The 22,210-nt window shown below is 41.7% G+C and carries 18 protein-coding genes; 10 read left to right on the top strand and 8 right to left on the bottom strand.

Translation table 11 applies throughout. The features are described 5' to 3' along the window. Positions 1–2: 2 nt before the first annotated feature. The 7 genes from EGN73_RS07270 to EGN73_RS07240 all read right to left on the bottom strand — a co-directional run bounded on the left by EGN73_RS07270 (position 3) and on the right by EGN73_RS07240 (position 9,402). On the bottom strand, positions 3–1,151 hold the full coding sequence (locus EGN73_RS07270; protein WP_219287884.1) for a DUF3179 domain-containing (seleno)protein: 1,149 nt from the start codon (positions 1,149–1,151) through the stop codon (positions 3–5). Beyond that, positions 1,152–2,687 (bottom strand): vanadium-dependent haloperoxidase, encoded by a 1,536-nt coding sequence (locus tag EGN73_RS07265; RefSeq protein ID WP_246611500.1) that lies wholly within the window; start codon positions 2,685–2,687, stop codon positions 1,152–1,154. A gap of 7 nt (positions 2,688–2,694) precedes the next feature. Further along, positions 2,695–3,633, bottom strand: coding sequence for an OmpA family protein (locus EGN73_RS07260; protein ID WP_219287882.1), 939 nt, complete (start codon positions 3,631–3,633; stop codon positions 2,695–2,697). 160 nt (positions 3,634–3,793) lie between these two features. Then, complete coding sequence (locus EGN73_RS07255; protein WP_219287881.1) at positions 3,794–4,339, bottom strand: hypothetical protein; 546 nt, start codon at positions 4,337–4,339, stop codon at positions 3,794–3,796. Between the two features lie 358 nt (positions 4,340–4,697). Beyond that, positions 4,698–7,613 (bottom strand): translation initiation factor IF-2, encoded by a 2,916-nt coding sequence (gene infB / locus EGN73_RS07250; protein WP_219287880.1) that lies wholly within the window; start codon positions 7,611–7,613, stop codon positions 4,698–4,700. Positions 7,614–7,681: 68 nt separating this feature from the next. Continuing rightward, entirely contained in the window at positions 7,682–8,926 is a 1,245-nt protein-coding gene (gene nusA, locus EGN73_RS07245; RefSeq protein ID WP_219287879.1) for a transcription termination factor NusA, read from the bottom strand. 5 nt (positions 8,927–8,931) lie between these two features. Further along, positions 8,932–9,402 (bottom strand): ribosome maturation factor RimP, encoded by a 471-nt coding sequence (locus tag EGN73_RS07240; protein WP_219287878.1) that lies wholly within the window; start codon positions 9,400–9,402, stop codon positions 8,932–8,934. A gap of 222 nt (positions 9,403–9,624) precedes the next feature. Here EGN73_RS07240 and EGN73_RS07235 point away from each other — a divergent pair, with 222 nt between their 5' ends. The 5 genes from EGN73_RS07235 to rodA are packed head-to-tail and all read left to right on the top strand — an operon-like array spanning position 9,625 to position 15,083. Continuing rightward, positions 9,625–10,653, top strand: coding sequence for a rod shape-determining protein (locus tag EGN73_RS07235; RefSeq protein ID WP_219287877.1), 1,029 nt, complete (start codon positions 9,625–9,627; stop codon positions 10,651–10,653). A 7-nt stretch (positions 10,654–10,660) separates the two neighbouring features. Continuing rightward, positions 10,661–11,494 (top strand): rod shape-determining protein MreC, encoded by an 834-nt coding sequence (gene mreC / locus EGN73_RS07230; RefSeq protein ID WP_219287876.1) that lies wholly within the window; start codon positions 10,661–10,663, stop codon positions 11,492–11,494. Beyond that, a complete protein-coding gene (locus EGN73_RS07225) occupies positions 11,487–12,008 on the top strand; it encodes a rod shape-determining protein MreD (protein WP_219287875.1) in 522 nt (173 codons plus the stop codon). The genes mreC and EGN73_RS07225 overlap by 8 nt, the downstream gene beginning before the upstream one ends. Continuing rightward, positions 12,008–13,807, top strand: coding sequence for a penicillin-binding protein 2 (gene mrdA / locus EGN73_RS07220; protein WP_219287874.1), 1,800 nt, complete (start codon positions 12,008–12,010; stop codon positions 13,805–13,807). Before EGN73_RS07225 ends, mrdA begins: the two co-directional genes overlap by 1 nt. Before the next feature lies 1 nt (position 13,808). Continuing rightward, complete coding sequence (rodA, locus tag EGN73_RS07215) at positions 13,809–15,083, top strand: rod shape-determining protein RodA (RefSeq protein ID WP_219287873.1); 1,275 nt, start codon at positions 13,809–13,811, stop codon at positions 15,081–15,083. A 12-nt stretch (positions 15,084–15,095) separates the two neighbouring features. On the opposite strand, the gene EGN73_RS07210 is transcribed toward rodA, so the two are convergent. Continuing rightward, entirely contained in the window at positions 15,096–16,247 is a 1,152-nt protein-coding gene (locus tag EGN73_RS07210; protein WP_219287872.1) for a hypothetical protein, read from the bottom strand. Positions 16,248–16,284: 37 nt separating this feature from the next. On the opposite strand from EGN73_RS07210, the gene EGN73_RS07205 reads away from it, so the two are divergent. The 5 genes from EGN73_RS07205 (at position 16,285) to rho (ending at position 22,169) form a co-directional block, all read left to right on the top strand. Then, the gene (locus EGN73_RS07205) at positions 16,285–16,611 is read left to right on the top strand and encodes a 2Fe-2S iron-sulfur cluster-binding protein (protein ID WP_219287871.1); all 327 of its coding nucleotides are present in this window, start codon (positions 16,285–16,287) and stop codon (positions 16,609–16,611) included. Between the two features lie 3 nt (positions 16,612–16,614). Continuing rightward, entirely contained in the window at positions 16,615–17,199 is a 585-nt protein-coding gene (locus EGN73_RS07200; protein ID WP_219287870.1) for a thymidine kinase, read from the top strand. A 6-nt stretch (positions 17,200–17,205) separates the two neighbouring features. Then, positions 17,206–19,425 carry a type IX secretion system anionic LPS delivery protein PorZ gene (gene porZ, locus EGN73_RS07195; protein ID WP_219287869.1) on the top strand — a complete coding sequence of 740 codons (2,220 nt, stop codon included), beginning with the start codon at positions 17,206–17,208 and terminating at the stop codon, positions 19,423–19,425. After that, complete coding sequence (gene recO, locus EGN73_RS07190; RefSeq protein ID WP_219287868.1) at positions 19,425–20,114, top strand: DNA repair protein RecO; 690 nt, start codon at positions 19,425–19,427, stop codon at positions 20,112–20,114. Before porZ ends, recO begins: the two co-directional genes overlap by 1 nt. Positions 20,115–20,360: 246 nt before the next feature. Beyond that, positions 20,361–22,169 (top strand): transcription termination factor Rho, encoded by a 1,809-nt coding sequence (gene rho, locus EGN73_RS07185; protein WP_219287867.1) that lies wholly within the window; start codon positions 20,361–20,363, stop codon positions 22,167–22,169. Positions 22,170–22,210 lie beyond the last annotated feature (41 nt).

Here is a 22,210-nt window from a genome sequence, read left to right as displayed (position 1 = left end):
TGTCAATGATAAACTTCTGTGGCTGGATTGAATGTTCTCCAACTATGCCAGAATTCCTGGTAAGCTGTGATGGGGACTAATTCCAATGTACCAGTTCTGGTATTTTCCCCATTGAAGTTCAGTGTGTCCTGACCAAAAATGATTTTATCTCCTGGAGCAAGACTGATTTCTTCTTGGGAGGAAGGTCTCAAGAAGGCCCTGAAACTGTTTTGGTCTTCCGAAAGCACAAGCGCAATTGGTTTTTCCCCTATCTGGTCCAGAATTAATTTCTGCGCTTTGAGATCATTCCAATCATAGGCTTTTGTCTTTCCCAACACCTTAATACCAACAACCCAAGATTTATCTTTCCAGGAAAGACTGTCCCTCTTTGTAAGTTTGCCAGTACTGAGCCCAAACTCATATTTGCCCAAACTGTCAAATTTAGAAAGAAAGTTGGGGTCCGCGTCCATCACTTGCCCATAGGGGTATAGGCTGAAGAATTTCCCCAAACTCATTTGGCTCGAGGACACTTCTGGAAGCTGGTACCCTTTTAAGGGCCCGGTGATGGCTTCACCATTGGCCTGTTGCCACCAGGATTTGGTACTTTCATCTTCAAACATGGCATTGAAATGGTCCATGCCTATCAACCTGAAATTCTCAGTTTTCCCTTTGATCAAAGGCTCGAAAATCCGACCGGATCTACAAACACTACAATAGGTGACCAAAATGTCTTTGCCAGCAATTTTGTCCCGCACCTGATGATGGTAGGCAATATACCGGATAGGGTAAGCTTTTGCTCCTCCATTGTGTGCTGTTACCAGCACCAAACTGCTATCGGATAATGATTTTTGGTCAAAACCGGAGAAAGTAAGGTTTTTCGGTTCCTGAAACATTTTCTCTGCAGTCATTTTGAAATTGAAAGTAAAAATGACTGCAATAGCTACTAAACTTATGGGAATGGCGATCCATATTGCAGAAGAAAATGCCGATTTGGCCCCTAAAATAACCATAGCTCCAAAAAGGAATCTTCCAATCCAACGGTAAGATTGTAGGAAATAGGCCAATTCCAAGGAGTCCCATTGTTGACTCCCTGGCATTGGCATTATAAAATACACTCTCGCTACCTCAAGCAAGGAAAGACCAATAAAACCTGTAAAGAAATAGGCTTTCATTTAAAATGCTCCGTCAGATTTGGCCATATTGACGGCATACTGCCCTACTTTTCTCCCCTGTACTGTACCTTCAGTAGCATCAAACCTATAGTGGATTCCCCCATAGATTCTTGATACAGCAGCTTCTTCCGCCCAATTTTGAAATGCTGCTTCATCATCTGGAAAGAAATAAGAAAGGACAGTAGCACCAGCGGCAGAGAAGGTACTGTGACCCGAAGTGTATGCCGGAAAATTAGGAGTCCCCAGAATCGTCCTGAATCCCTTTATAGTCTCCACTGGACGGGGATAGTGATAGTAATATTTGGTATCCCAACATGCCACACCTGCGTCCATGATAGCCGAATTCATGTAGGCAAATACCTTGGCTGTCCTTAATGGATTCAGTTTATTTTTGACTATGGAAAGTTTGGCAAATTTATTCCAATGCCCGGGAGGAGTATAGGAACCTAAGCCATCTTCCCACCAATTGGCAATCCTTCTTTGATCCAAGGTCATGTGGGCAGCATATTTTTTAAGCTCTTTGACATCTTCTTCAAACTGGGCAGAACCAGGGGCAGGCGGAGGATCTGACCTTACTTCTTCAACATTAGGTACATGCCACATCCTTACTTTTCCGAAAAGAGGCGTAAGACCAACCGGCCTTTGAGGGGTTTCCATATTTTGCCATTTCCATCCAAATCTTTCATAAGCCGCATTGGCAATTGAATCTGACACAGGCTTAGGCGTCTGGGCATTTGCCATTCCATCTTTAGAGGCTCTTTGTCTGGCGAAACTCATAATTTCATTCCCGATCAAAATCCCTGCATCAATATCACTTTTCACATTTATTCCCGCATTCTCTAAACTGGATATATGTTCCTCATATTTTTGATCTATAAAAGTATGTTCCAATGGAAACATCATTTTTAAAACTTCTTTGGATACCATCGCTACAGCAGCACCGTCGGATGGGTAAGAGGGCAATTGGCTTTTGGGGTATGCAGGATTTATACTGCTATCCACCCAATAAGGCGATGTCCTATTGTGCTGAAACTTATGCTTCCAAGCAATTACCAAGGCATCATATTGGGCTACACTTAGGTATGCAAGCATCCTACTGGTGTAAGGAGGGTGGGCAAAAGGGAAAGCAGGCGGACCATCCGGATTAGCCGGATTGGGAAGGGTATAAGTACCATCAGGATTTGGACCTGGAATCAGGTTGTATTTTGCAGCCATTTCCAGTGCAATTTCATTCCATCGAAGAATTGGGTTGTTGGTCCAATACCTAACTGCATCTCTTTCAGCAGCTGTCTGACTGTTCATTTTTTGCCTCATAGCTTCAAGCTCTTGCACATATTCGCTGCTTGTGACAGGCTTTGGTGCAGGCACCTCAATTTGGTCTACATTACTGACCAATATGGTTTTCCAGTTACCACCATTTACATCTAATTCCTCAAATTCGTAATTTTCGAATTCTAAAAACCTCGGTGTTTCTTCCAAACAAGCGGAAGTAAACCAAAGTAAAATGATGATATATATATTATTAGTAAATTTCATTTTCATATCAGTTGGAAGATTTGTTGAATGCTTGGAACTGATAAGTCAGCCCCAATCCGACGGTGGTAAATTTCCCCATGTTTCTGCCGCTAACGGTGTGATTTACATAGGCAATTGTGCCTAAGCCTTGACGCCCTTTGATGTAGTATTGAATCCAAGTACCCACTTGGGCAAAATCCATTTTATTGGTAGGCTGTGGTCTATTGTAAGACCTGATATCATCACCGGTCAGGCAGTTGAGACTTTGAAAGGTGGCTTCTATCCTTAATTGGTCATCAAGTAGCCAATAAGCCAGTGCTGCATGGAAATTTACCGCATTGGGGACATTCATAAAAGAAGAGTAAACACTACCATTTTCGTAATAATAATCCCTTTCTATTTGGGTCTGCCCTCTCCATAGATAGGCCATGGAAGTTCTGGCAACGAGTCCAAAATCTGTCCTATAACTGACAATTCCGCGCATGCCAAGCTCAGGTGCTCCTGCTCCAATACTGAATGGCATGTAATCGGACAGGTATGGACCTACAGGAGTATTAAAATTGGTATTGGTGAGTAAAGAAAAATTCCCTGCTCCGGCCCGTTTTTCCAACCATTTTACTTTAAAAGAAAGGCTGAGATCCTGAATTCCTTCCTGTCCAGCTTGAGTACCTCCTGAAGCCTCAGTACGGACATAAGGAATACTCGCCATAAAATTCACATGCTTACCAATACCAACAGCCACGTATGGCATGATCAGTTGTCTGGTAAGTGTCCCGATATTGGCATTCTCTCTTAGGAAATCCCCCTCCCAATACCTGTTCCAAGTGCCGTGCTCAAACATAAGTGCTGCGCAAACTTCCCCATTTGACATCATAATTTCATCAAATGGCAATTGCCCCTGAGAGGGAGCGATATAAATAAACTGCAAAAGGACAGCTAGCCCTGATGCATAAATCAGATTTTTCATTTTTGATAGATTAGGTTTGATGTAATTTCTGGCCATTTCCGTATTGTAATTGGGCTTAAAGCAAGCCTAAACAAATACAGTATTCCCATTGTAAGGACCCATAGTGCTTACTGAATGCTTTAAGAAAGCATTGATTACCGGAATTAACCCTATGGAGAAATTACACCGACTCTGGAGGAGGCGTATCGATGTTCAAAAATTGGTTATCATAAGCTGAAAAAATAAACCCTATCAATTGTTTTTGCTCAACGTGTATCCAGCCGAATTCAAGGGGATTGTCAGGCTGCACATAATCCTTTATAAATGTTTTAGATAACAATGAATTGCTTTTTCCGTCAGGCATTTCATCCTGTACCAATGAACTGATCCATTGCTTAATGGTGTGATCCAATGCACTTTTTGCTGAATCAGGAACGTATATGATCTGCAAGGTGTCCTGAAAATACCTTTGCTTTACCGCACGGTAAATTTTACCATCTTTTTCAAACTGTGTATTGGTAGTCCGAAAATCTTCCTCATCGGCCATGTAGGGAAGGCTCATTGGAATTTCAAGCAGGCGCTCTTCTCCTTGCTCAAGATTCTCTGCGTAAATTTTCTCTATCCAGTTTTTTTCGATTTGAAGATTAAATGAAAAATAAGCCACATAATACCCAAAATGGTACAATGCAAAACAGCACAATAAAAATATGGCAATAGATCTCCTCACAATTGAATATTTCAGCCTGAAATGTAAAACATTTTTTTTGTTTCAAAAAAATATAAAAGTACAATCTTTCTTTCTTTCATTAAAATATTCAGAACCAGTCAGAAGCCATCTGAAATTTTCCAGAATAATAAAGACAGTAATGCTATTGCTCCATAAAGTTTTAAGACCTTTTTTCTATTACATCGGTCCAAAAACCATAAAACATATACAGGCTTAATCATTCCAAGCAACAGCTTAGATACAGAGACATAAAAGACTACCATGAAAATAATCTGAAAAGCTGAAATCATACGTACAAAAATAAAGAGGAACTGTCAGATTAACAGTTCCTCTTTGAAAGATCAATATAAATCAAGAATTATTTTTTCTTTTTTATTTCCTGCATCATGTAACCTTCAATGGTATCATCGATAAGTATATCGTTGAACTTCTTGATAGAAATACCACATTCATATCCGGCTTTCACCTCTGCCACGTCATCTTTGAAACGCTTCAGCTGATCAATTTCGCCGTCATGGATTACAATTCCATCCCGGATAATCCTGATCTTATTTTTCCTGGTCACATAACCATCAGTCACGTAACATCCTGCCACAGTACCGATTTTGGAAATTTTGAAGACTTCCCTTACCTGTACATTACCAGTGATGACTTCTTCGAATTCAGGCTCAAGCATACCTTCAATGGCATCTTTAATCTGATTGATGGCATCATAAATGATAGAATAGTGACGGATTTCGATTTCTTCCTGTTCTGCAAGTTTCTTGGCATTTGGAGAAGGTCTTACCTGGAATCCCAAGATGATCGCATCAGAAGCCGAAGCAAGTAATACATCTGATTCAGAAATCTGACCCACACCTTTGTGGATGATATTTACAGAAACCTCTTCTTTGGAAAGTTTCAGCAAGGAATCAGACAAGGCTTCTACCGAACCATCCACATCACCTTTGATAATGATATTAAGCTCTTTAAAGCTTCCGATAGCAAGCCTTCGGCCGATTTCATCCAGTGTAATGTGCTTTTTGGTCCTCATGCTTTGCTCTCTGAGGATCTGCTCTCTGGAGTTGGCTATTTCTCTTGCTTCACGTTCGCTGTCATAGACTTTGAAGGTATCGCCTGCTTGTGGAGCACCGCTAAGACCCAATACCTGTACAGGGGTAGAAGGACCTGCTTGACTCAGCTTTTTACCTTTGTGGTCTGTCATGGCTTTCACTTTGCCATAATGCTGACCGGCAAGCATTACATCTCCAATTCTAAGCGTACCTGCCTGCACCATCACCGTAGTCACATAACCTCGACCTTTATCCAAGGATGCTTCCACTACTGTACCTACAGCATTTTTATTGGCATTGGCCGTTAGCTCAAGCACTTCAGCTTCAAGTAGTACTTTTTCCAGCAAGTCATCTACACCAACGCCTGTCTTGGCAGAGATGTCCTGGGACTGGTATTTTCCACCCCATTCCTCCACTAGAAGGTTCATATTGGCAAGCTGTTCCTTGATTTTATTAGGGTTGGCATTTGGCTTATCAATCTTGTTGATCGCAAATATCATAGGAACCCCAGCCACTTGTGCGTGGTTGATGGCTTCTTTGGTCTGAGGCATGATGTCATCATCAGCTGCAATCACGATAATGGCAACGTCAGTGATTTTGGCACCTCTGGCCCTCATAGCTGTAAAGGCTTCGTGTCCTGGCGTATCAAGGAATGCAATTTTTTCACCGTTTTCGGTGGTCACATCATAAGCACCGATGTGCTGTGTGATACCTCCTGCTTCCGCATCGGTTACTTTAGATCTTCTGATATAATCCAAAAGTGATGTCTTACCATGATCTACGTGACCCATGATGGTGACAATCGGGGCTCTGTGTTTTACATCGTCCGGATTGTCTTCCTCTTCTACTATATTTTCCTCCTCATCAGGCTTGGTAAATTCTACTTCGTAGTCAAATTCATCTGCAATAATGGTGATGGCTTCTGCATCAAGCCTTTGATTGATGGATACGAACATCCCCAAAGACATACAGGCAGAAATCACCTGATTAACAGAAACGTCCATCAAAGATGCAAGGTCATTGGCAGAAATAAACTCGGTTACTTTTAGTACTTTGCTTTCTTCTGTTCCTTCAAAGTCTTCTCTGGACTTTTCAACCCTCTTGTCTCTTCTTTTTGATTTGCCTCCACCTGACTTACCTCCTCCTTGGAGTCTTGCAAGTGTTTGCTTGATTTGGTCTTGTATTTCTTTCTGTGTTGGTTCAGCTTTCTGTACCCTACCGGCATTCTGCTGACCTCGACCTTTACCTCCTTGGTTTCTTCGGTCCTTATTTTGATTAGGCCCTCCACCTTGACCGGGTTTACCTGCTGCAGGTCTATTCTGTTGGTTTGGACCACCAGTATTTTTATCGATTCTCTTTCGAGGTCTTTTCTTTTTCTCCTTGCCTTTCTCATCCGAAGAGGCCACAGGTTTACCCTTTTTCTTAGACCTATCGTCAGGAAGTTCGATCTTACCCAAGACAGTCAAGCCTTTGAGCGCATCTGCTTTGGCTGCGATAACTCTGTTCTGAGGTTCTGCAGGCGTCACCGGCTCTTTTACTTCAGGGGCTGGCTGTGGAGCTTTTGGCTCTTGCTTAGGAGGCTGCTCTTTAGGAGGAGTCTCTGCCTTTTTCTCAACTATATTTTCTTTCTTTACTTCTTTTTTTGCGTCGTCAGATGGCTGAGGCTTCACAGCCTGAGGTTTTTCTTCTTTTTTGGCTTCAGGTGCAGCAGTTTCTACCTTTGGCTTTGGTTCTTCTTTAATTTCAGGTTTTGGCTCCTCTTTTTTAGGAGCTTCCTTTTTGGGATTGAGATCAATCTTACCCAAAACCTTTATTCCTTGGAGCTTGGGTGCTTCAGCCGTGACCTTATCCACCTCGGGTTCGGATTCTTTGGCCGGTTGTTGAGGCTTTGGTTGAGGCTTAGGCTCGGGCTTAGCTTCTTCTTTTGGCTTGCTCTCTGCTGCAGGTTCAGATTTCTTTTCTTCTTTTGCATCAGATTCCGCTTCTATTGTAAAGGTCTCATGGTGACGCTTTCCGATAGAAAGGTGGGACGCCTCTTCTTTTTCCATAGCAGAGGACTTAAACTCCTTGGCCAACATGTTAAACTGCTCCATGTTGATTTTGGAGTTGGGATTATTTTCTACATCAAAGCCTTTTTTGGCCAAAGAATCTACAATCGTAGATATACCTACGTTGAGTTTCCTGGCTACTTGGCCCAATCTCATGGTTCTTTCTTCCGACATACGCTAAAAACTCTCTATAATATAGTTTTGGCAAATATAGGCCAATTATAATGGAAATCGGCCTTTAATTATTGTTCAAATTCCTGTTTTAAGATTTTAAATACTTCATCTATAGTCTCTTCCTCAAGTTCTGTTCTTCTCAACAAATCCTCTTTGGTCAAAGACAAGACACTTTTTGCTGTATCCAAACCTGTTTTTTTCAATTCATCAATTACCCAGTTGTCAATTTCGTCAACAAATTCTTCCAGGTCAACATCTTCCTCTTCAGCATCACTTAGCTCTCTGAATACATCTATTTCATAACCTACCAATCTGGATGCCAAGCGGATGTTGAAACCACCTTTTCCTATGGCCATGGATACTTGGTCCGGTTTAAGGTAAACGGAAAGCCTTTTATTTTCTGAATCAGCATTGATAGAACTCACTTTGGCCGGACTAAGTGCCCTGGCCACATAAAGCTCTAGGTTATCTGTATAATTGATCACGTCAATATTCTCGTTTTGCAGTTCCCTTACGATGGCATGGATTCTACTGCCTTTCATACCAACACAGGCACCTACAGGATCGATTCTATCGTCATAAGATTCCACTGCCACTTTGGCTCTTTCCCCCGGTTCACGGACGATTTTTCTGATGGTAATCAATCCGTCAAATACTTCAGGCACTTCATTTTCAAACAATCTCTCCAAGAAAATCGGAGAAGTTCTTGAAAGGATGATTTTAGGGTTGCCGTTGACCATTTCCACTTTGTGGACAATAGCCCTTACGGTATCCCCTTTTCTGAATCTGTCTTTTGGAATCTGTTCGCCTTTGGGTAGAATAAGTTCATTACCTTCTCCATCGATCAAAAGCACTTCTCTTCCTAAGATCTGATAAACTTCCGCAGAGATGATTTCTCCTACCAATTCTTCATATTGGTTGAAAAGAAGGTCTTTTTCTAGGTCCTTTATCCTTTGGATCAGCGTCTGACGGGCCATCATGACAGCTCTTCTGCCAAACTCTTCCAGTTCTATTTTCTCATACACCTCTTCACCGACTTCAAAATCCGGCTCAATCTTCTGAGCCTCCGAAAGACTGATTTTGTCAAAATCCCAGATATCTTCGGAATTGTCATCTACAATCTCTCTGATTCTCAGGATTTCTAAGTCACCCTTATCCGCATTGATGGTTACATCAAAATTTTCATCGGTTTCATACTTCTTGCGAATCATCGCTCTAAAAACATCTTCAAGAATTCGGATCATCGTAGGGCGATCCACATTTTTAGACCTTGCAAACTCTGCAAATGATTCTATTAGAACTTTAGCATCCATTTTTTTTATTTAAAAGAGACTAACACAATTGACTTTTTTATTTGGTCCAAAGCTACCTTCAATTCCTCTTCAGTAGCTTTTTTCCCTTTAACTTTTACTTTCACTTTGAGGGTAATATCTGAATCAGAAACACCGATCAGATCGCCTTCCACTTCTTTGCCATCCACCAGACTTACTCTAAGTTTTCTTCCTATATTCTTTTGGTACTGTCTTTTGGAAGAAAGCGGATAATCCAATCCTGGAGAAGATACTTCCAGCACATAGGCCTGATCCAATATTTCCTTGGCCTCGATTTCCTCTCCTACTGACCTACTGACTTTGGCACAGGTATCTATATTTAAACCTGTATCCGAATCTATAAGAATTTTCACCAAGGATTTGCCTCCCTTGTCTACAAGCGAGACTTCCACTACAAAGTGGCTTTCGTCAGGCAAATGCTTTGCGGCTATTTCTTCTATGGTTTGTTTGGTACTCATATCATTATTAGGGCATTAAACGAAAGAGGGGACTCATGTCCCCTCCTGTTACCTTGGATAATACGCTACAAAGGTAACAAAATTATTCCCACAAAAAAAAACAGCATTCTTGTAATAAATTGAGAATTAGATAATAATTTTGCCGACCCACGTTGAATGTTCTGCACAGATTGTGCTAAGTTTGACTCTTAAATCAAAGACCAATTCTATCAAAAAAATATAATGGGATTATTCGATTTTTTTTCAAGTGACATTGCCATAGATCTAGGTACAGCTAATACGCTGATCATACATAAAGACAAAATAGTCGTAGATGAGCCTTCCATCATTGCTATTGACAGGACTTCCAATAGGGTCTTGGCAGTAGGAAAAGATGCGATGAACATGCACGAAAAGACGCACGAGAATATCAAAACAATCCGCCCTCTTAAAGATGGTGTGATTGCTGATTTCTACGCTGCTGAGCAGATGATCAGGGGTCTGATCAAGATGATCCCGGGCCATAAAAAAAGCATGTTTCCCAAATCCCACAGGATGGTGATCTGTATTCCTTCAGGGATTACCGAAGTGGAAAAAAGAGCAGTGAGGGATTCCGCTGAGCACGCAGGTGCCAAAGAGGTATACATGGTATATGAGCCTATCGCAGCTGCCATAGGTATAGGTATAGACATAGAAAAACCAATGGGGTCCATGATTGTGGATATCGGAGGTGGTACTACTGAGATTGCTCTGATTGCCCTTTCTGGTATCGTAGCTGACCAATCCATACGGGTAGCTGGGGATACTTTTACCAAAGACATCCTGGATTATATGAGAAGGCAGCACAACCTGTTGATAGGTGAGCGCTCGGCCGAAAAAGTCAAAATTGCCATAGGATCGGCTTTGACCGAACTGGATGATGCACCGGAAGATTATGAAATCAGAGGAAGAGACCTGATGACAGGTATTCCAAAAGTAATTAAGGTGTCTTATTCTGAAATTGCCTTCGCACTGGATAAATCTGTATCTAAAATAGAAGAGGCTGTATTAAAAGCCCTGGAAATTGCACCACCGGAACTTTCTGCAGATATTTATGATAATGGGATCCACCTAACTGGAGGGGGGGCTTTGTTGAAAGGTCTGGACAAAAGATTACATCAAAAAACCAAACTTCCTATCCACATAGCTGAGGATCCGCTTAGAGCTGTGGTGAGAGGTACTGGCACCGCACTGAAAAATATTCATAATTTCAGAACCGTTTTGATGACCTGATGTCTGGATGCAACGCATTTTACTATTTCTCTATCGATTAAGAGCTTTCTTACTGTTTTTGGTATTGGAGGGAATCGCCATCTGGCTCATAGTCTCCTATAATTCTCCGCAAGGGTCTGCATTTTTCAATAGTGCCAATCAGGTCAGTGGATCCGTTTTGGCTGCGCAAAATAGTGTAGTGGAATACTTCTCTTTGGCTTCTGTCAATAAAGCCCTAGTGGAAAAAAATGCGGAATTGCTGGCTGAGCTTGAAGCATTCAAAAAGCCGGCTGACAGTGTTTTCATTGAATTGGACAGTACTCTTTTGCACAGCTTTCAGTTTAAAGGAGCCAAAGTCATCAACAATTCCCTTAACCTTTCCCAGAATTTCATCACTGTAAACAAAGGTTCAAAGCATGGAATAAAAGAAGGAATGGGGGTTTTTAATGAAGATGGGGCAATAGGTAGGGTAAAAGGCGTTACCAAAAATTTTGCAACGGTAATTTCTGTATTGCATACCGATCTATTGATTTCATCAAAAATCGCCTCCTCTGAGGTGTTTGGTTCTACCAAATGGGATGGTAAAAACCCAAAGCAGGCAAAACTCTTGTATGTACCGCGACATGTTACCATTGAAAAAGGAGATAAAGTCGTCACTTCAGGTTACAATGCTGTTTTTCCTGAGGGTATTCCTATAGGTACCATTTTGGAAGTAAGTCAGGGAACGGATACCAACTACCTGGACATTACCATAGAGTTGGCAGCAGATTTTAGCAGGGTTTCCTATGTCTATCTCGTAGAAAATAATCAGGAGGAGGAATTGAACGAATTGTACCAATCAAACGGAGTCAATAATGAATAGCAGTAGGATTTTTTTATTGGTGATCGGTTTTATCATTTATTTTTTCGTGCAGGTATTGTTGCTCAAAAACCTGGTACTATTTGGCTCTGCTTTTTGTTTTCTTTATGTGTTATACATTCTTTTGCTTCCGGTGGATATGAAAACTGTCCCAACCATGTTGATAGCATTTGTATTGGGATTTGGAGTAGATTTATTCTATGATACTCTGGGCATTCATGCAGCATCTGCTGTAGCTTTAGGATTTGTAAGGTCAGGATGGTTAAAAGTTTTGACCCCAACTGGAGGATACGATGATGACCTACAGCCATCTATGCTCAACATGAATTTTGGGTGGTTTTTGACTTACAGCATTCCTTTATTTTTGCTTCACCACCTTATCTTTTTTTATATTGAAAATCTAGGCACTAATTTATTCCTACCGGTCGTTCAAAAAATAATATTCAGTAGTATTTTTGTATTTATAATGAGTATAATTGTTCAACTGTTGTTTTACAGGAGAAGAAGAGGAATTTAATGAACGATCAGAGGCCGATTACCATCATAATAGCCATCGCGTTGGTTGGGGTGGTACTCCTGACCAAACTATTTTTGATTCAGGTAGCTGATGATAGCTTCCTGAAAAGAGCGGAAAGAAATGCCATCCAAAGAGTAGTGGACCATCCCTATAGGGGACTGGTGAATGACCGTAATGGCAACATCATGGTCTACAACAATCCCATTTTTGACCTGATGGTCATACCCAAAGAATTCTCTGTAAAAGATACAGCTAGATTTTGCGAGATTTTCCAAATCAGTAAGGAAGACCTCATTGAAGGTTATACATCTGCGAGGAAATATTCATCAGTGAAACCTTCCCCACTAATAAAACAGATATCCACATCTGAGTTTGCCAGAATTCAGGATTATCTAATAGACTATCCCGGACTCTTTGTCATGACCAGAGCGGTAAGGTCCTATCCGCAGAAAAGTGCCGCAAATGCCCTAGGATATATCGGAGAAATCAGCGCAGCTCAATTGGAAAGAGATACCGTCAAATACTACAGACAGGGTGATTATGTGGGACTCAGCGGAATTGAGGGCTTTTATGAAAAAGACCTGCGTGGAGTAAAAGGGGTAAAATATAAAATGGTCAATGTAAGAGGAGTCGATAAAGGCTCTTTTAAGGGAGGGGAATTTGACACAGCCTCCATCGCAGGATACAACCTCACTTCTACCATAGACCTTGAACTTCAAAAATATGGTGAAATGCTCATGGAGGGGAAAAGAGGATCCGTAGTCGCCATCGAACCCAAGACAGGGGAAATTCTTTCTATGATTTCCGCTCCAAGCTATGATCCTAATTTGCTGACTGGTTCCAAATTTGGAAGCAACTACCTTTTGCTCAACAGGGATGAAAGCAGGCCCTTGTTTAACAGGCCCATTATGGCCATGTACCCTCCAGGTTCCATTTTCAAAATTGTTCAGTCGCTTGTAGGTCTGCAGATGGGAGTCCTTACACCCAACACCACTTATGCCTGTAACAGATCCCTGGTAGCCTGCCACAATCACCCAAGCCCGGTCAATCTTTTTGGAGCCATCCGAAACTCTTGCAACCCCTACTATCATCAGGCTTACCGTGCTATGATCAACAGGGAAGTTTCCAGCAGCACATTCAAGGATACAGAGATAGGCCTAAATGCCTGGAGAGAATATATCCTAAAATTCGGCCTGGGCGGTCCTTTGGGGATAGATCTTTACAATGAAAAAGGAGGCTCCATACCTTCCAGTACGCTTTATGATAGGGTCTATGGCCCGGGAAGATGGAAATACTCTACCATCTATTCACTTTCCATTGGTCAGGGAGAAATGTTAGTGACCCCACTCCAGATGGCGAATCTTGCAGCAATTTTTGCCAATAAGGGCCATTATTATGTTCCTCACCTGATAAAGGCCATAGACGGAGATTCGAGAAAGATCCCTGAAAAATACCGGACAAAAATGGATGTCGGAGTCGATCCTCATCACTTTGATCTGATTCAGGACGCCATGGCAGAAGCGATTTACGGTACTGCTGCCCGCGCGGCAATCAAGGATATTGCCATAGCAGGAAAAACGGGTACCGCACAAAACCCTCAAGGTGAAGACCACTCTGTTTTCATAGCATTTGCGCCAAAGGAAGACCCAAAAATTGCCATTGCTGTATATGTAGAAAATGCTGGTTGGGGAGGTAGAGCAGCTGCAAGTACCGCAAGTTTGATGATTGAAAAATACTTGAGGGGGCATATCACCCGACCATCTTTGGAAGAATATGTCCTAGCAGGAAAATTTATGTGACGTGAGGCAGGACGATTTATATATCAATAAAATAGACTGGATTTCCATTTGTATTTATGTGGCATTGGTTATCATAGGCTGGTTCAATATTTACGCAGCCGTATATGATGAGCAGTTTCCCAAAAGCATTTTTGACCTTTCTATCAATTCAGGTCAACAGCTTGTCCGTATTGGTGCAGCTTTTTTGATCATACTACTGATCATGGTAGCAGACTACAGGGTTTTTGACAATATTGCCTGGATATTGTATATCATATTCCTTGTCTTGCTGATCATTACACCTTTTATCGGAAAGGAAGTTAATGGGCAGATACTCTCTATAGGCTTTGGCTCTTTTAGGATACAGCCATCAGAATTTGCCAAGTTCACCACTGCTTTGGCACTGGCCAAATTTATGGAAAGACCCAGCTTTGACCTGAGCACATTCAAACATCAGTTGCAGGCCCTTACCATCATCATGATACCCATTATACTGATCATGCTTCAGCCTGATACAGGTACTGCGATGGTTTACTTCGCCTTTTTCATCATGCTTTACAGGGAAGGGATGCCACAGCGTTATTATGTTTTGGCACTGACCTTTATCGCCATTTCCCTTTTGGCTTTAGGAATAGAAGAAAACCTCTACATCGTCATTGGTGTTGTCGCCTTGGTCTTGCTATTGATTATCTCCGGCAAAAAGAAAATTTCCAGGATCATTGCCTTAGTTGTTCTTGGCATTGGAATCATAGCATATAGCTACAGTCTGGATTATGTGGTTTCCAAACTTCCAGAACATCAGCAAAACAGGATTATGGTACTTTTCAACCCCGACCTGGACCCTTTGGGTGCAGGCTGGAATGTGACCCAATCCAAAATTGCCATAGGTTCCGGTGGCTTCCTTGGTAAAGGATACCTGGAAGGAACTCAGACGAAATTTGACTTCGTGCCCGAGCAACATACCGATTTTATTTTCTGTACTTTGGGTGAAGAATTCGGATGGGTAGGAAGTCTGGTGGTTATTATTTTATTCTGCTCCTTATTGATCCGCCTGGTAATGTTGGCAGAAAGGCAAAAAAACAGGTTCTCCAGAGTCTATGGATACTGTGTGATTTCTATTCTGTTTTTCCACTTTATGGTCAATATCGCCATGACCATAGGATTGTTTCCGGTTGTCGGAATCCCGTTACCGTTTTTCAGCTACGGAGGTTCTTCCTTGTGGTCATTTACCATTCTCTTATTTATTTTCATCAAGCTTGACTCCCATAGGATTCAATTACTTGGAAGAATGGGATAAAAAAAGGGGTGATTAACCCCTGTGATCAAATTTCCTAAAAACCAGCTGAAGGAATTCCGTGACTTGATCGGACTCTTTATTCCACTTGAGTTCCATGACGTACCGCTGATTGATCAGCTCTATAGCTTCCACAAAGTTTTCACATCTATCGATGGATTTTAAAGCGTGGGTAAGCAGATCCGGGTTGCCTTCAAAAAGTTCTTTAGTAAACATGATCCGCTGATTGATCCCTATGCTCTCAGACAGTTCTTTGATAGTACCTTTCATGATACTGTACTCTTCATTTTCAAATCTGGCCCAGGCCTTCAAAGGATCAATCCCTTTTCCCGGAGCAAAATCTGCGCTGGCCTGGACGGTAGGCTGCGGCTTTTCTGCTTCTACGGGTTCCATAGCCTTTTCCACAGGTTTTTCAATTGTTGCTTCTTGAGGTTTTACTTCAACTGATTCCACTTTTGCCACATGCTCTTCCACTTTTTCTCTTTTAGGAAGGTCAGGAGTTTTTCCCATTTCTTTCTCCTGAGTGGCTTGAGCTAGAGCTTTTTCATTACCTATCAATTTATCAAAATCAAGGGGAAGAATGGAATGAAGTCCAATGAGTAGACTTTCATACTTCTCCAAAGTGTCTTTTTGCTGTTCGTAGTTGTTGATTACAGCTGCTTTATAGGCTTTGACCGAGTAACCCAATCCTGCCCTGTCCACCAAGTTACTTACCAGCGAAGTATGCCATTTGAAATACTTCTTATTGTCTTTGACATAGTGGGGCAATTGATCTTCTGGGGTTTTTTCAAATTCCTCGGTGAAATAGGCAACGGGATCCACTGCCAACAATATGGAATAGGCGACTGCCTCAGTGAGCAAGGGTAAAAAATGTTCTTTCTCGATTTTGATGGTCCTGGACAGGACATTCATAAACTCCTTCAAGGCTTCATGTACATTCTTGTCCCTGTAATCGAAGTAGGGATTGCTTTTCATTTTTTCCAGCTCTGCCTGCCATGCCTCAAAGAGGGTTTTGATCACAAAAAAGTTTACCTGTGAAGCAGGTGTAAGCTGTAGGATTTCCTGCCCTGTCATGTACTTTTTCTGTGAAAAATAAGTACCGCAGATTTTCTGAGAAATTTGTACGGCGTAGTTTTCTACGTATGGGCTGTTTAACTTAGCGTTCATTTCCTAAAATTGTTTTTACAGATTAGAAACGAAAATAATGCCTAAAATTATTATTGAGAATCTTAATCATCTGGAAATTATTTCCGCCGAGACTGACCGTAAAGTTATTGAATTAATCCATGAAAACTACATTGACTGGATGCATGCCTGTGGCAAAAAAGGCAGATGCACCACCTGTAAGATGATAGTAGTATCCGGGACCGACAATTTGAGCCCGGATTCAGAAAGAGAGGAATTTTTCAGGAACAAGGGCAGGTTAAACAATTCCGAAAGATTATCTTGCCAAGCAAAATTGCAAAAAGGAGAAATTATCATTCGTGTGGCAGAAGAAAACAAATTCCCACACATGGTGTACAGCGAATAATATATGTTTATCGAACCTTCCATAGGTAAATCCAACCCAAAAGAGAAAAAAGGCCATATTGAAGTAATATGCGGATCAATGTTTTCAGGAAAAACCGAAGAACTGATCCGAAGGCTCAATCGGGCACTTATTGCCAAGCAGAAAGTGGAGATTTTTAAACCTTCCATAGACAAGAGGTACCATGAATTTGATGTGGTATCCCACAATGAAACTGCCATCAGGTCGACACCGGTGCAGTTTGCCGAAGACATTATCCTGCTGGCAGGCAACTGTGAGGTAGTAGGAATCGACGAAGTACAGTTTTTTGACAATAGAATCGTACATGTAGCCTCTGTCTTGGCCAATTCAGGCAAAAGGGTCATCCTAGCCGGGCTAGACATGGATTTTGAAGGAAATCCCTTTGAGCCAATGCCCCAATTGCTTGCCATAGCAGAGTATGTGACCAAGGTACATGCTATCTGCATGAAATGCGGAGACCTGGCTTCCTACTCTTTTAGACTCTCCGCTACCAAAGATAAGGTGTTGCTGGGAGAGAAAGACAGTTACGAAGCAAGGTGCAGAAAATGCTTCTTTGAAGACAAAAAATAACCATACATGAAAACCAAGGGAAACCCATATTTACACGGCTTCAATCTTAGGAAAAGAGCCAATTGGATTTCCCTTGTTCTTTTCATTTTTGTAACCTTCAATTGCCTTTCTCAATCCAATATCCCCCTGGGAACCTGGCAAATCCACCCTTCCTATTTAGAAAAAGGCTTCCTGACCGGTTCAGCAACTTCCATATTCTCAGTAAGTGACCATTCCTTGTTTTACCTGAATTTAAATTCAAAGGAAATAAATACCCTTTCTGTATTGGATGGTTTGTATGACCAGAGTTTTTCAGCAGCAGAGTATGATCCCCAATCCAAACAGCTTGTAATAGCTTATCCTGACGGGACTGTACAGCTTGTAGGAGAAAAAAATATCCACACACTTAGCGCACTCCGGAATAATTCCCAAATCCAACAAAAAAATATCAACAACATAAAAATCTTTGAGGACATAGCTTACTTACCCGGAGACTTCGGTCTGACGGGAATCCACATAAGAGAGAGGAGATTTATTTTTTCCTACACCAACCTAGGTGAAGGCGGATCAACTTTGCCCGCATTTGATTTGGCTAAGGATGAAAATGCATATTATTTGGCAACACAAAGCGGATTGCTAAAAGGAGACTTTTCATTGAACCTCAATGATTTTAGAAATTGGACCAAGGTTCCTTCACTTTCATTTCCACTTTTGGAAATAGAAAAACTAGGAAACAAACTTTTTATTGTAGCTCAAAACGGGGATTTATGGATGTACGATCTGGAAAATTCCCAGGCAGAAAAGATTTTAGGATTGAGTCAGGTAAAGAACCTTCGGCTTTATGGAGACCGCGTTTATTTCCAATCGCAAAGGGTAATTTATGCCATCAGTGAAAATGGCTCCTGGACTTTATTTTATGAATCGGAAGCCGATGACTTTTCTGATTACCTCATTACTGAACAAGCTACGTTTCTACATGTGGCTCAAATGGGGATAAAAGAAGCTACGGGGACTATTTATGCACCAAATGGTCCTTCCAGTCCGATCAATCGCTTCTTCCCAAGTACAGAGGGTATTTTGGGAGTCCCCTTTTTTCAAGACATCAAAGGAAATCGTTTTGTTGCCGACAGTTCCATTATCAGCAGGCTTTTCAATGGGAAATGGACGAAACTTCTTGATATAGAAGACATCACATCTTTTACCCAGATGGGAAATGAGCTTTACTTTGGAAGCAATACAGGACTGTGGAAAAAATCCGCAAGCAATCTGGAAAAAGTAACGCTTCCCAATTCCGATACAAACACTCCCATACTTGCCCTTCATACAGACTCTGACAACAATACCTGGATCGGTTTGGCCAATTCCAGTTCGAATCTTTATAAAATCAACTCCCGAGGTGAGGTTTCTGTGGTCAATGTCCCGGGCATGACATTTCCATACAAGATTTTATCGGACAGAAGTTCCAACCTTTGGATATTGCAGCAGAACCCATCAGGAAATCCGAGACTTCAGGTATACAACGAAAAAACATCACTCAACAGGGTTTTGACATCCAGTCCTGATAATGGCAACTTACCTCAATGGGGGATTTTGGACATGGATCTGGATGGGGACCAAAACCTTTGGCTTGCTACAGAAAACGGGGTTGCCTACTTGCCAAATGTGCACACTATACAAGAGAATAGCAGACTGAATGCGCTCTTTCCCATTTTTCAAGGCAGAACGCTCATGACAGGTATCTCTGTCCGAAACATCAAAGTAGCTCCTGATCAGAGCAAATGGCTGGGCACAGAAAGAGAAGGACTCTGGAGGTTTTCGGAGTTCGGTGATCAACTCCTTAATCAATTTGGCAGAAACAACAGTCCTCTCGTTTCTGACAAAATTATCAGCCTGGATATCGATAATTCTTCGGGGGAGATATTGATAACCCAGGAGACTGCTGCATTTACTTACAGAAGTGCTGCAGTAGCTCCATTTGAAGAATTGGAAACGCTGAAAATATTCCCAAACCCCGTCAGGCCGGAGTTTAGCGGTGAGTTGAGCATCGAGGGCCTGACCGATTATGCCCAAGTAAAAATCACAAGTGCAGCAGGCAGGGTAGTATTTTCTGCTCAGGTAAGGGGTGGAAGGGCTACCTGGAACTTAAGAACACTTCAGGGAGACCGGGTAAAGTCGGGCGTATACCTTGTATATGTGGCCGATGAATCGGGTAGAGAGAAAATTTCCGGAAAATTTGTAGTAATCTGATGCTGGTAAAGACTGAAGGAATAGTATTGTCCTACCTGAGGTACCGTGATACCTCCATCATCGTCAAGGTATTTACCAAAGATCTGGGCCTGAAAAGTTACATCATCAACGGAGTAAGGAGCAGCAAATCAAAGAGCAAAATGGCCCTTTATCAGCCTTTGACGATATTGGATTTGGTGGTTTATGAAAAGGAAAGTGCCAATATCAATAGAATTTCTGAAGCCAAATTGTCACAGGCCTACCAAAGCATCCCTTTTGATTTTTATAAGTCAGGGATTGCACTCTTCCTTGCAGAAGTATTATCCAAGTCCATTTATGACAATTACCAAAATGAATCCCTCTATGATTTTCTGGTGCACAGTCTTGTCTATCTCGACAGCGATGAGGTACTTCTCAGCCATTTTCCTCTTGCTTTTCTTTGGGAAACATCCAAATACCTGGGCTTCTCACCTGACAATGCCCGCTCATTCTTCGAAGAAATTCAGGAGGACATCACCATGCAGATAGATTGGGAAATCGAAATGCAGATGCTGGGCCATATCATAAGGGATTCCTTCGGCTGCCGTGAAAAGATCCCAGCTAAAATCCGTAGGGATCTTTTGGATCACATGTTGATTTTGTACAACAAACATTTGGACTTCCAAGGTGAGTGGAAATCAGTCAAGGTGCTTAGGCAGCTTATGCACTGAAAAATCAAGCCATAAATCAATGAATTTGAGAAAACTATAAAAATTAATGGCCTTTATGTAGGTAAAAGGCTCAAAAGTTTGCGTATTAAGGATTGAAACATTAATATTGTGCCAATGCAGTATTTGACGAATCCTCTCCCCGGGGATTTTGACTATCCTGAATATCTTTTTACTTCAGACCAATAGTAATCAATACACCATCATTTCAATTTACATCTTATCATTAATTAATTTCGTAAGCTTTTTATGTATAACATAGAAGAATTAAGGATCAGACTTCTGTCAGAGTTGAAGGAGATCGCTGAGGAATTGGGAGTCAAAAACTTCAAAAACCTCAAAAAAGATGACCTGATCTATGCCATCCTCGATCAGCAAGCCATCACTCCTGAGCAAGCCCTCCCCAAAAAGAAACCTTCAGTAACAGAAGAAGAGTCAAAAAAAGAAGAAAAGCCCAAAGAGGAAAAAGCTTCTTCACCCAAGGCAGAATCCCAGGAAAATCAATCCAAATTCAAAAGACAGAATGTGACAGAACTGCCTAAAGAAGCGCCAAAGGAAGAAACCCCTAAAGAAAAATCCAAAGAAACTCCAAAAGAGAATCCTAAAGCAGCTTCAAAAGAAGCACCGAAAGGAAAAAGGGAAAACCCCAGCAAGCCGAATCCAAGAAAAGAAGAACCGGCCAAAGCACCTGAAGCAAAAGAAGTGAAGGAAGTCAAAGAGAAGAAACAGGACACCAATTCACCTGAAGCCGAAGAAAAACCGAAATTCATCAGGCCAAGAAGAAAAGTAGTGGAAGTGGAGCCGGTAGCCCCTTCGGAAAAACCTCAGGAGCAGGAAGTCGAACTTCCAAGAAGGAAAAACTTCAGAGATGCTGAAGAAGCACACATTCCAACAGCTGAGGTAGTTCCTTCCAGAAAAAAAACCTATGTCAGCCCTAAGGAATTTGAAGGAATAATAGAAAACGAGGGAGTATTGGAAATCATGTCTGAAGGATATGGCTTCATGAGGTCTTTGGATTACAATTACCTTGCTTCACCGGATGACATTTATGTCTCTCCTTCACAGATCAAACTTTTTGGACTCAAGACAGGTGATCATATCAAAGGATCTATCCGTCCTCCAAAAGAAGGTGAAAAATATTTTGCCCTTCTCAAAGTCATTACAGTCAACGGAAAAACTACCGAAGAAATCAGAGATAGGATTCCATTTGAATACCTTACTCCACTTTTCCCTGAAGAAAGACTGAACCTTTCCACAAAGGCTGACAATTACTCCACCAGGATATTGGACCTTTTTGCACCTATAGGAAAAGGTCAAAGGGGAATGATCGTGGCGCAGCCTAAGACAGGTAAGACGGTTCTATTACAGCAGATTGCCAATGCCATCGCTGAAAACCACCCAGAAGTTCACCTGATGATCCTTCTTGTAGATGAAAGACCTGAAGAAGTGACGGATATGGCCCGTTCGGTAAAGGCAGAAGTGATTTCTTCTACTTTTGATGAGCAAGCTGAGCGTCATGTCAAGGTAGCTACGATTGTTTTGGAAAAAGCAAAGAGAATGGTGGAATGCGGGCATGATGTAGTCATCCTATTGGATTCAATCACCAGACTTGCCAGGGCTTACAACACAGTAGTACCATCCTCTGGAAAAATCCTTTCTGGCGGTGTGGATGCCAATGCCCTTCACAAGCCGAAAAGATTTTTCGGTGCAGCAAGAAACGTAGAAAACGGAGGTTCATTGACCATCATTGCTACAGCCTTGGTAGAAACAGGATCCAAAATGGATGAAGTGATCTTTGAAGAGTTCAAAGGTACAGGCAACATGGAATTGGCCTTGGACAGAAAACTCTCCAACAGACGGATTTACCCTGCCATCGATGTACCTGGATCAGGCACAAGAAGAGAAGATCTATTGATGGACAAAGAAGAAATGCAAAGGGTATGGATACTACGCAAGCTGATGTCAGATATGACTTCACAGGAGGCCATGGAATTCTTACTTCAAAGAATGAAAGGTACCAGAGACAACACCGAGTTTCTGATATCGATGAATGGATAGACTCCCGATATTCCAAATGCACACAAAAGCCGTTCGAAAGT

It is taken from the genome of Arthrospiribacter ruber, from assembly GCF_019343195.1.
In the GTDB taxonomy this organism is placed as follows: Bacteria; Bacteroidota; Bacteroidia; order Cytophagales; family Cyclobacteriaceae; genus Arthrospiribacter; species Arthrospiribacter ruber.
This window is presented reverse-complemented; position numbering and strand designations above follow the sequence as displayed.

What these genes read in the sequence shown, in the direction of transcription:
- EGN73_RS07270 (WP_219287884.1), bottom strand. Translation starts at nt 1,151, where the DNA reads ATGAAAGCCTATTTCTTTACAGGTTTTATTGGTCTTTCCTTGCTTGAG.
- EGN73_RS07235 (WP_219287877.1), top strand. Translation starts at nt 9,625, where the DNA reads ATGGGATTATTCGATTTTTTTTCAAGTGACATTGCCATAGATCTAGGT.
- rho (WP_219287867.1), top strand. Translation starts at nt 20,361, where the DNA reads ATGTATAACATAGAAGAATTAAGGATCAGACTTCTGTCAGAGTTGAAG.
- EGN73_RS07205 (WP_219287871.1), top strand. Translation starts at nt 16,285, where the DNA reads ATGCCTAAAATTATTATTGAGAATCTTAATCATCTGGAAATTATTTCC.
- infB (WP_219287880.1), bottom strand. Translation starts at nt 7,613, where the DNA reads ATGTCGGAAGAAAGAACCATGAGATTGGGCCAAGTAGCCAGGAAACTC.
- EGN73_RS07265 (WP_246611500.1), bottom strand. Translation starts at nt 2,687, where the DNA reads ATGAAATTTACTAATAATATATATATCATCATTTTACTTTGGTTTACT.
- nusA (WP_219287879.1), bottom strand. Translation starts at nt 8,926, where the DNA reads ATGGATGCTAAAGTTCTAATAGAATCATTTGCAGAGTTTGCAAGGTCT.
- EGN73_RS07200 (WP_219287870.1), top strand. Translation starts at nt 16,615, where the DNA reads ATGTTTATCGAACCTTCCATAGGTAAATCCAACCCAAAAGAGAAAAAA.
- EGN73_RS07240 (WP_219287878.1), bottom strand. Translation starts at nt 9,402, where the DNA reads ATGAGTACCAAACAAACCATAGAAGAAATAGCCGCAAAGCATTTGCCT.
- porZ (WP_219287869.1), top strand. Translation starts at nt 17,206, where the DNA reads ATGAAAACCAAGGGAAACCCATATTTACACGGCTTCAATCTTAGGAAA.
- EGN73_RS07225 (WP_219287875.1), top strand. Translation starts at nt 11,487, where the DNA reads ATGAATAGCAGTAGGATTTTTTTATTGGTGATCGGTTTTATCATTTAT.
- EGN73_RS07210 (WP_219287872.1), bottom strand. Translation starts at nt 16,247, where the DNA reads ATGAACGCTAAGTTAAACAGCCCATACGTAGAAAACTACGCCGTACAA.
- EGN73_RS07260 (WP_219287882.1), bottom strand. Translation starts at nt 3,633, where the DNA reads ATGAAAAATCTGATTTATGCATCAGGGCTAGCTGTCCTTTTGCAGTTT.
- mrdA (WP_219287874.1), top strand. Translation starts at nt 12,008, where the DNA reads ATGAACGATCAGAGGCCGATTACCATCATAATAGCCATCGCGTTGGTT.
- recO (WP_219287868.1), top strand. Translation starts at nt 19,425, where the DNA reads ATGCTGGTAAAGACTGAAGGAATAGTATTGTCCTACCTGAGGTACCGT.
- mreC (WP_219287876.1), top strand. Translation starts at nt 10,661, where the DNA reads ATGCAACGCATTTTACTATTTCTCTATCGATTAAGAGCTTTCTTACTG.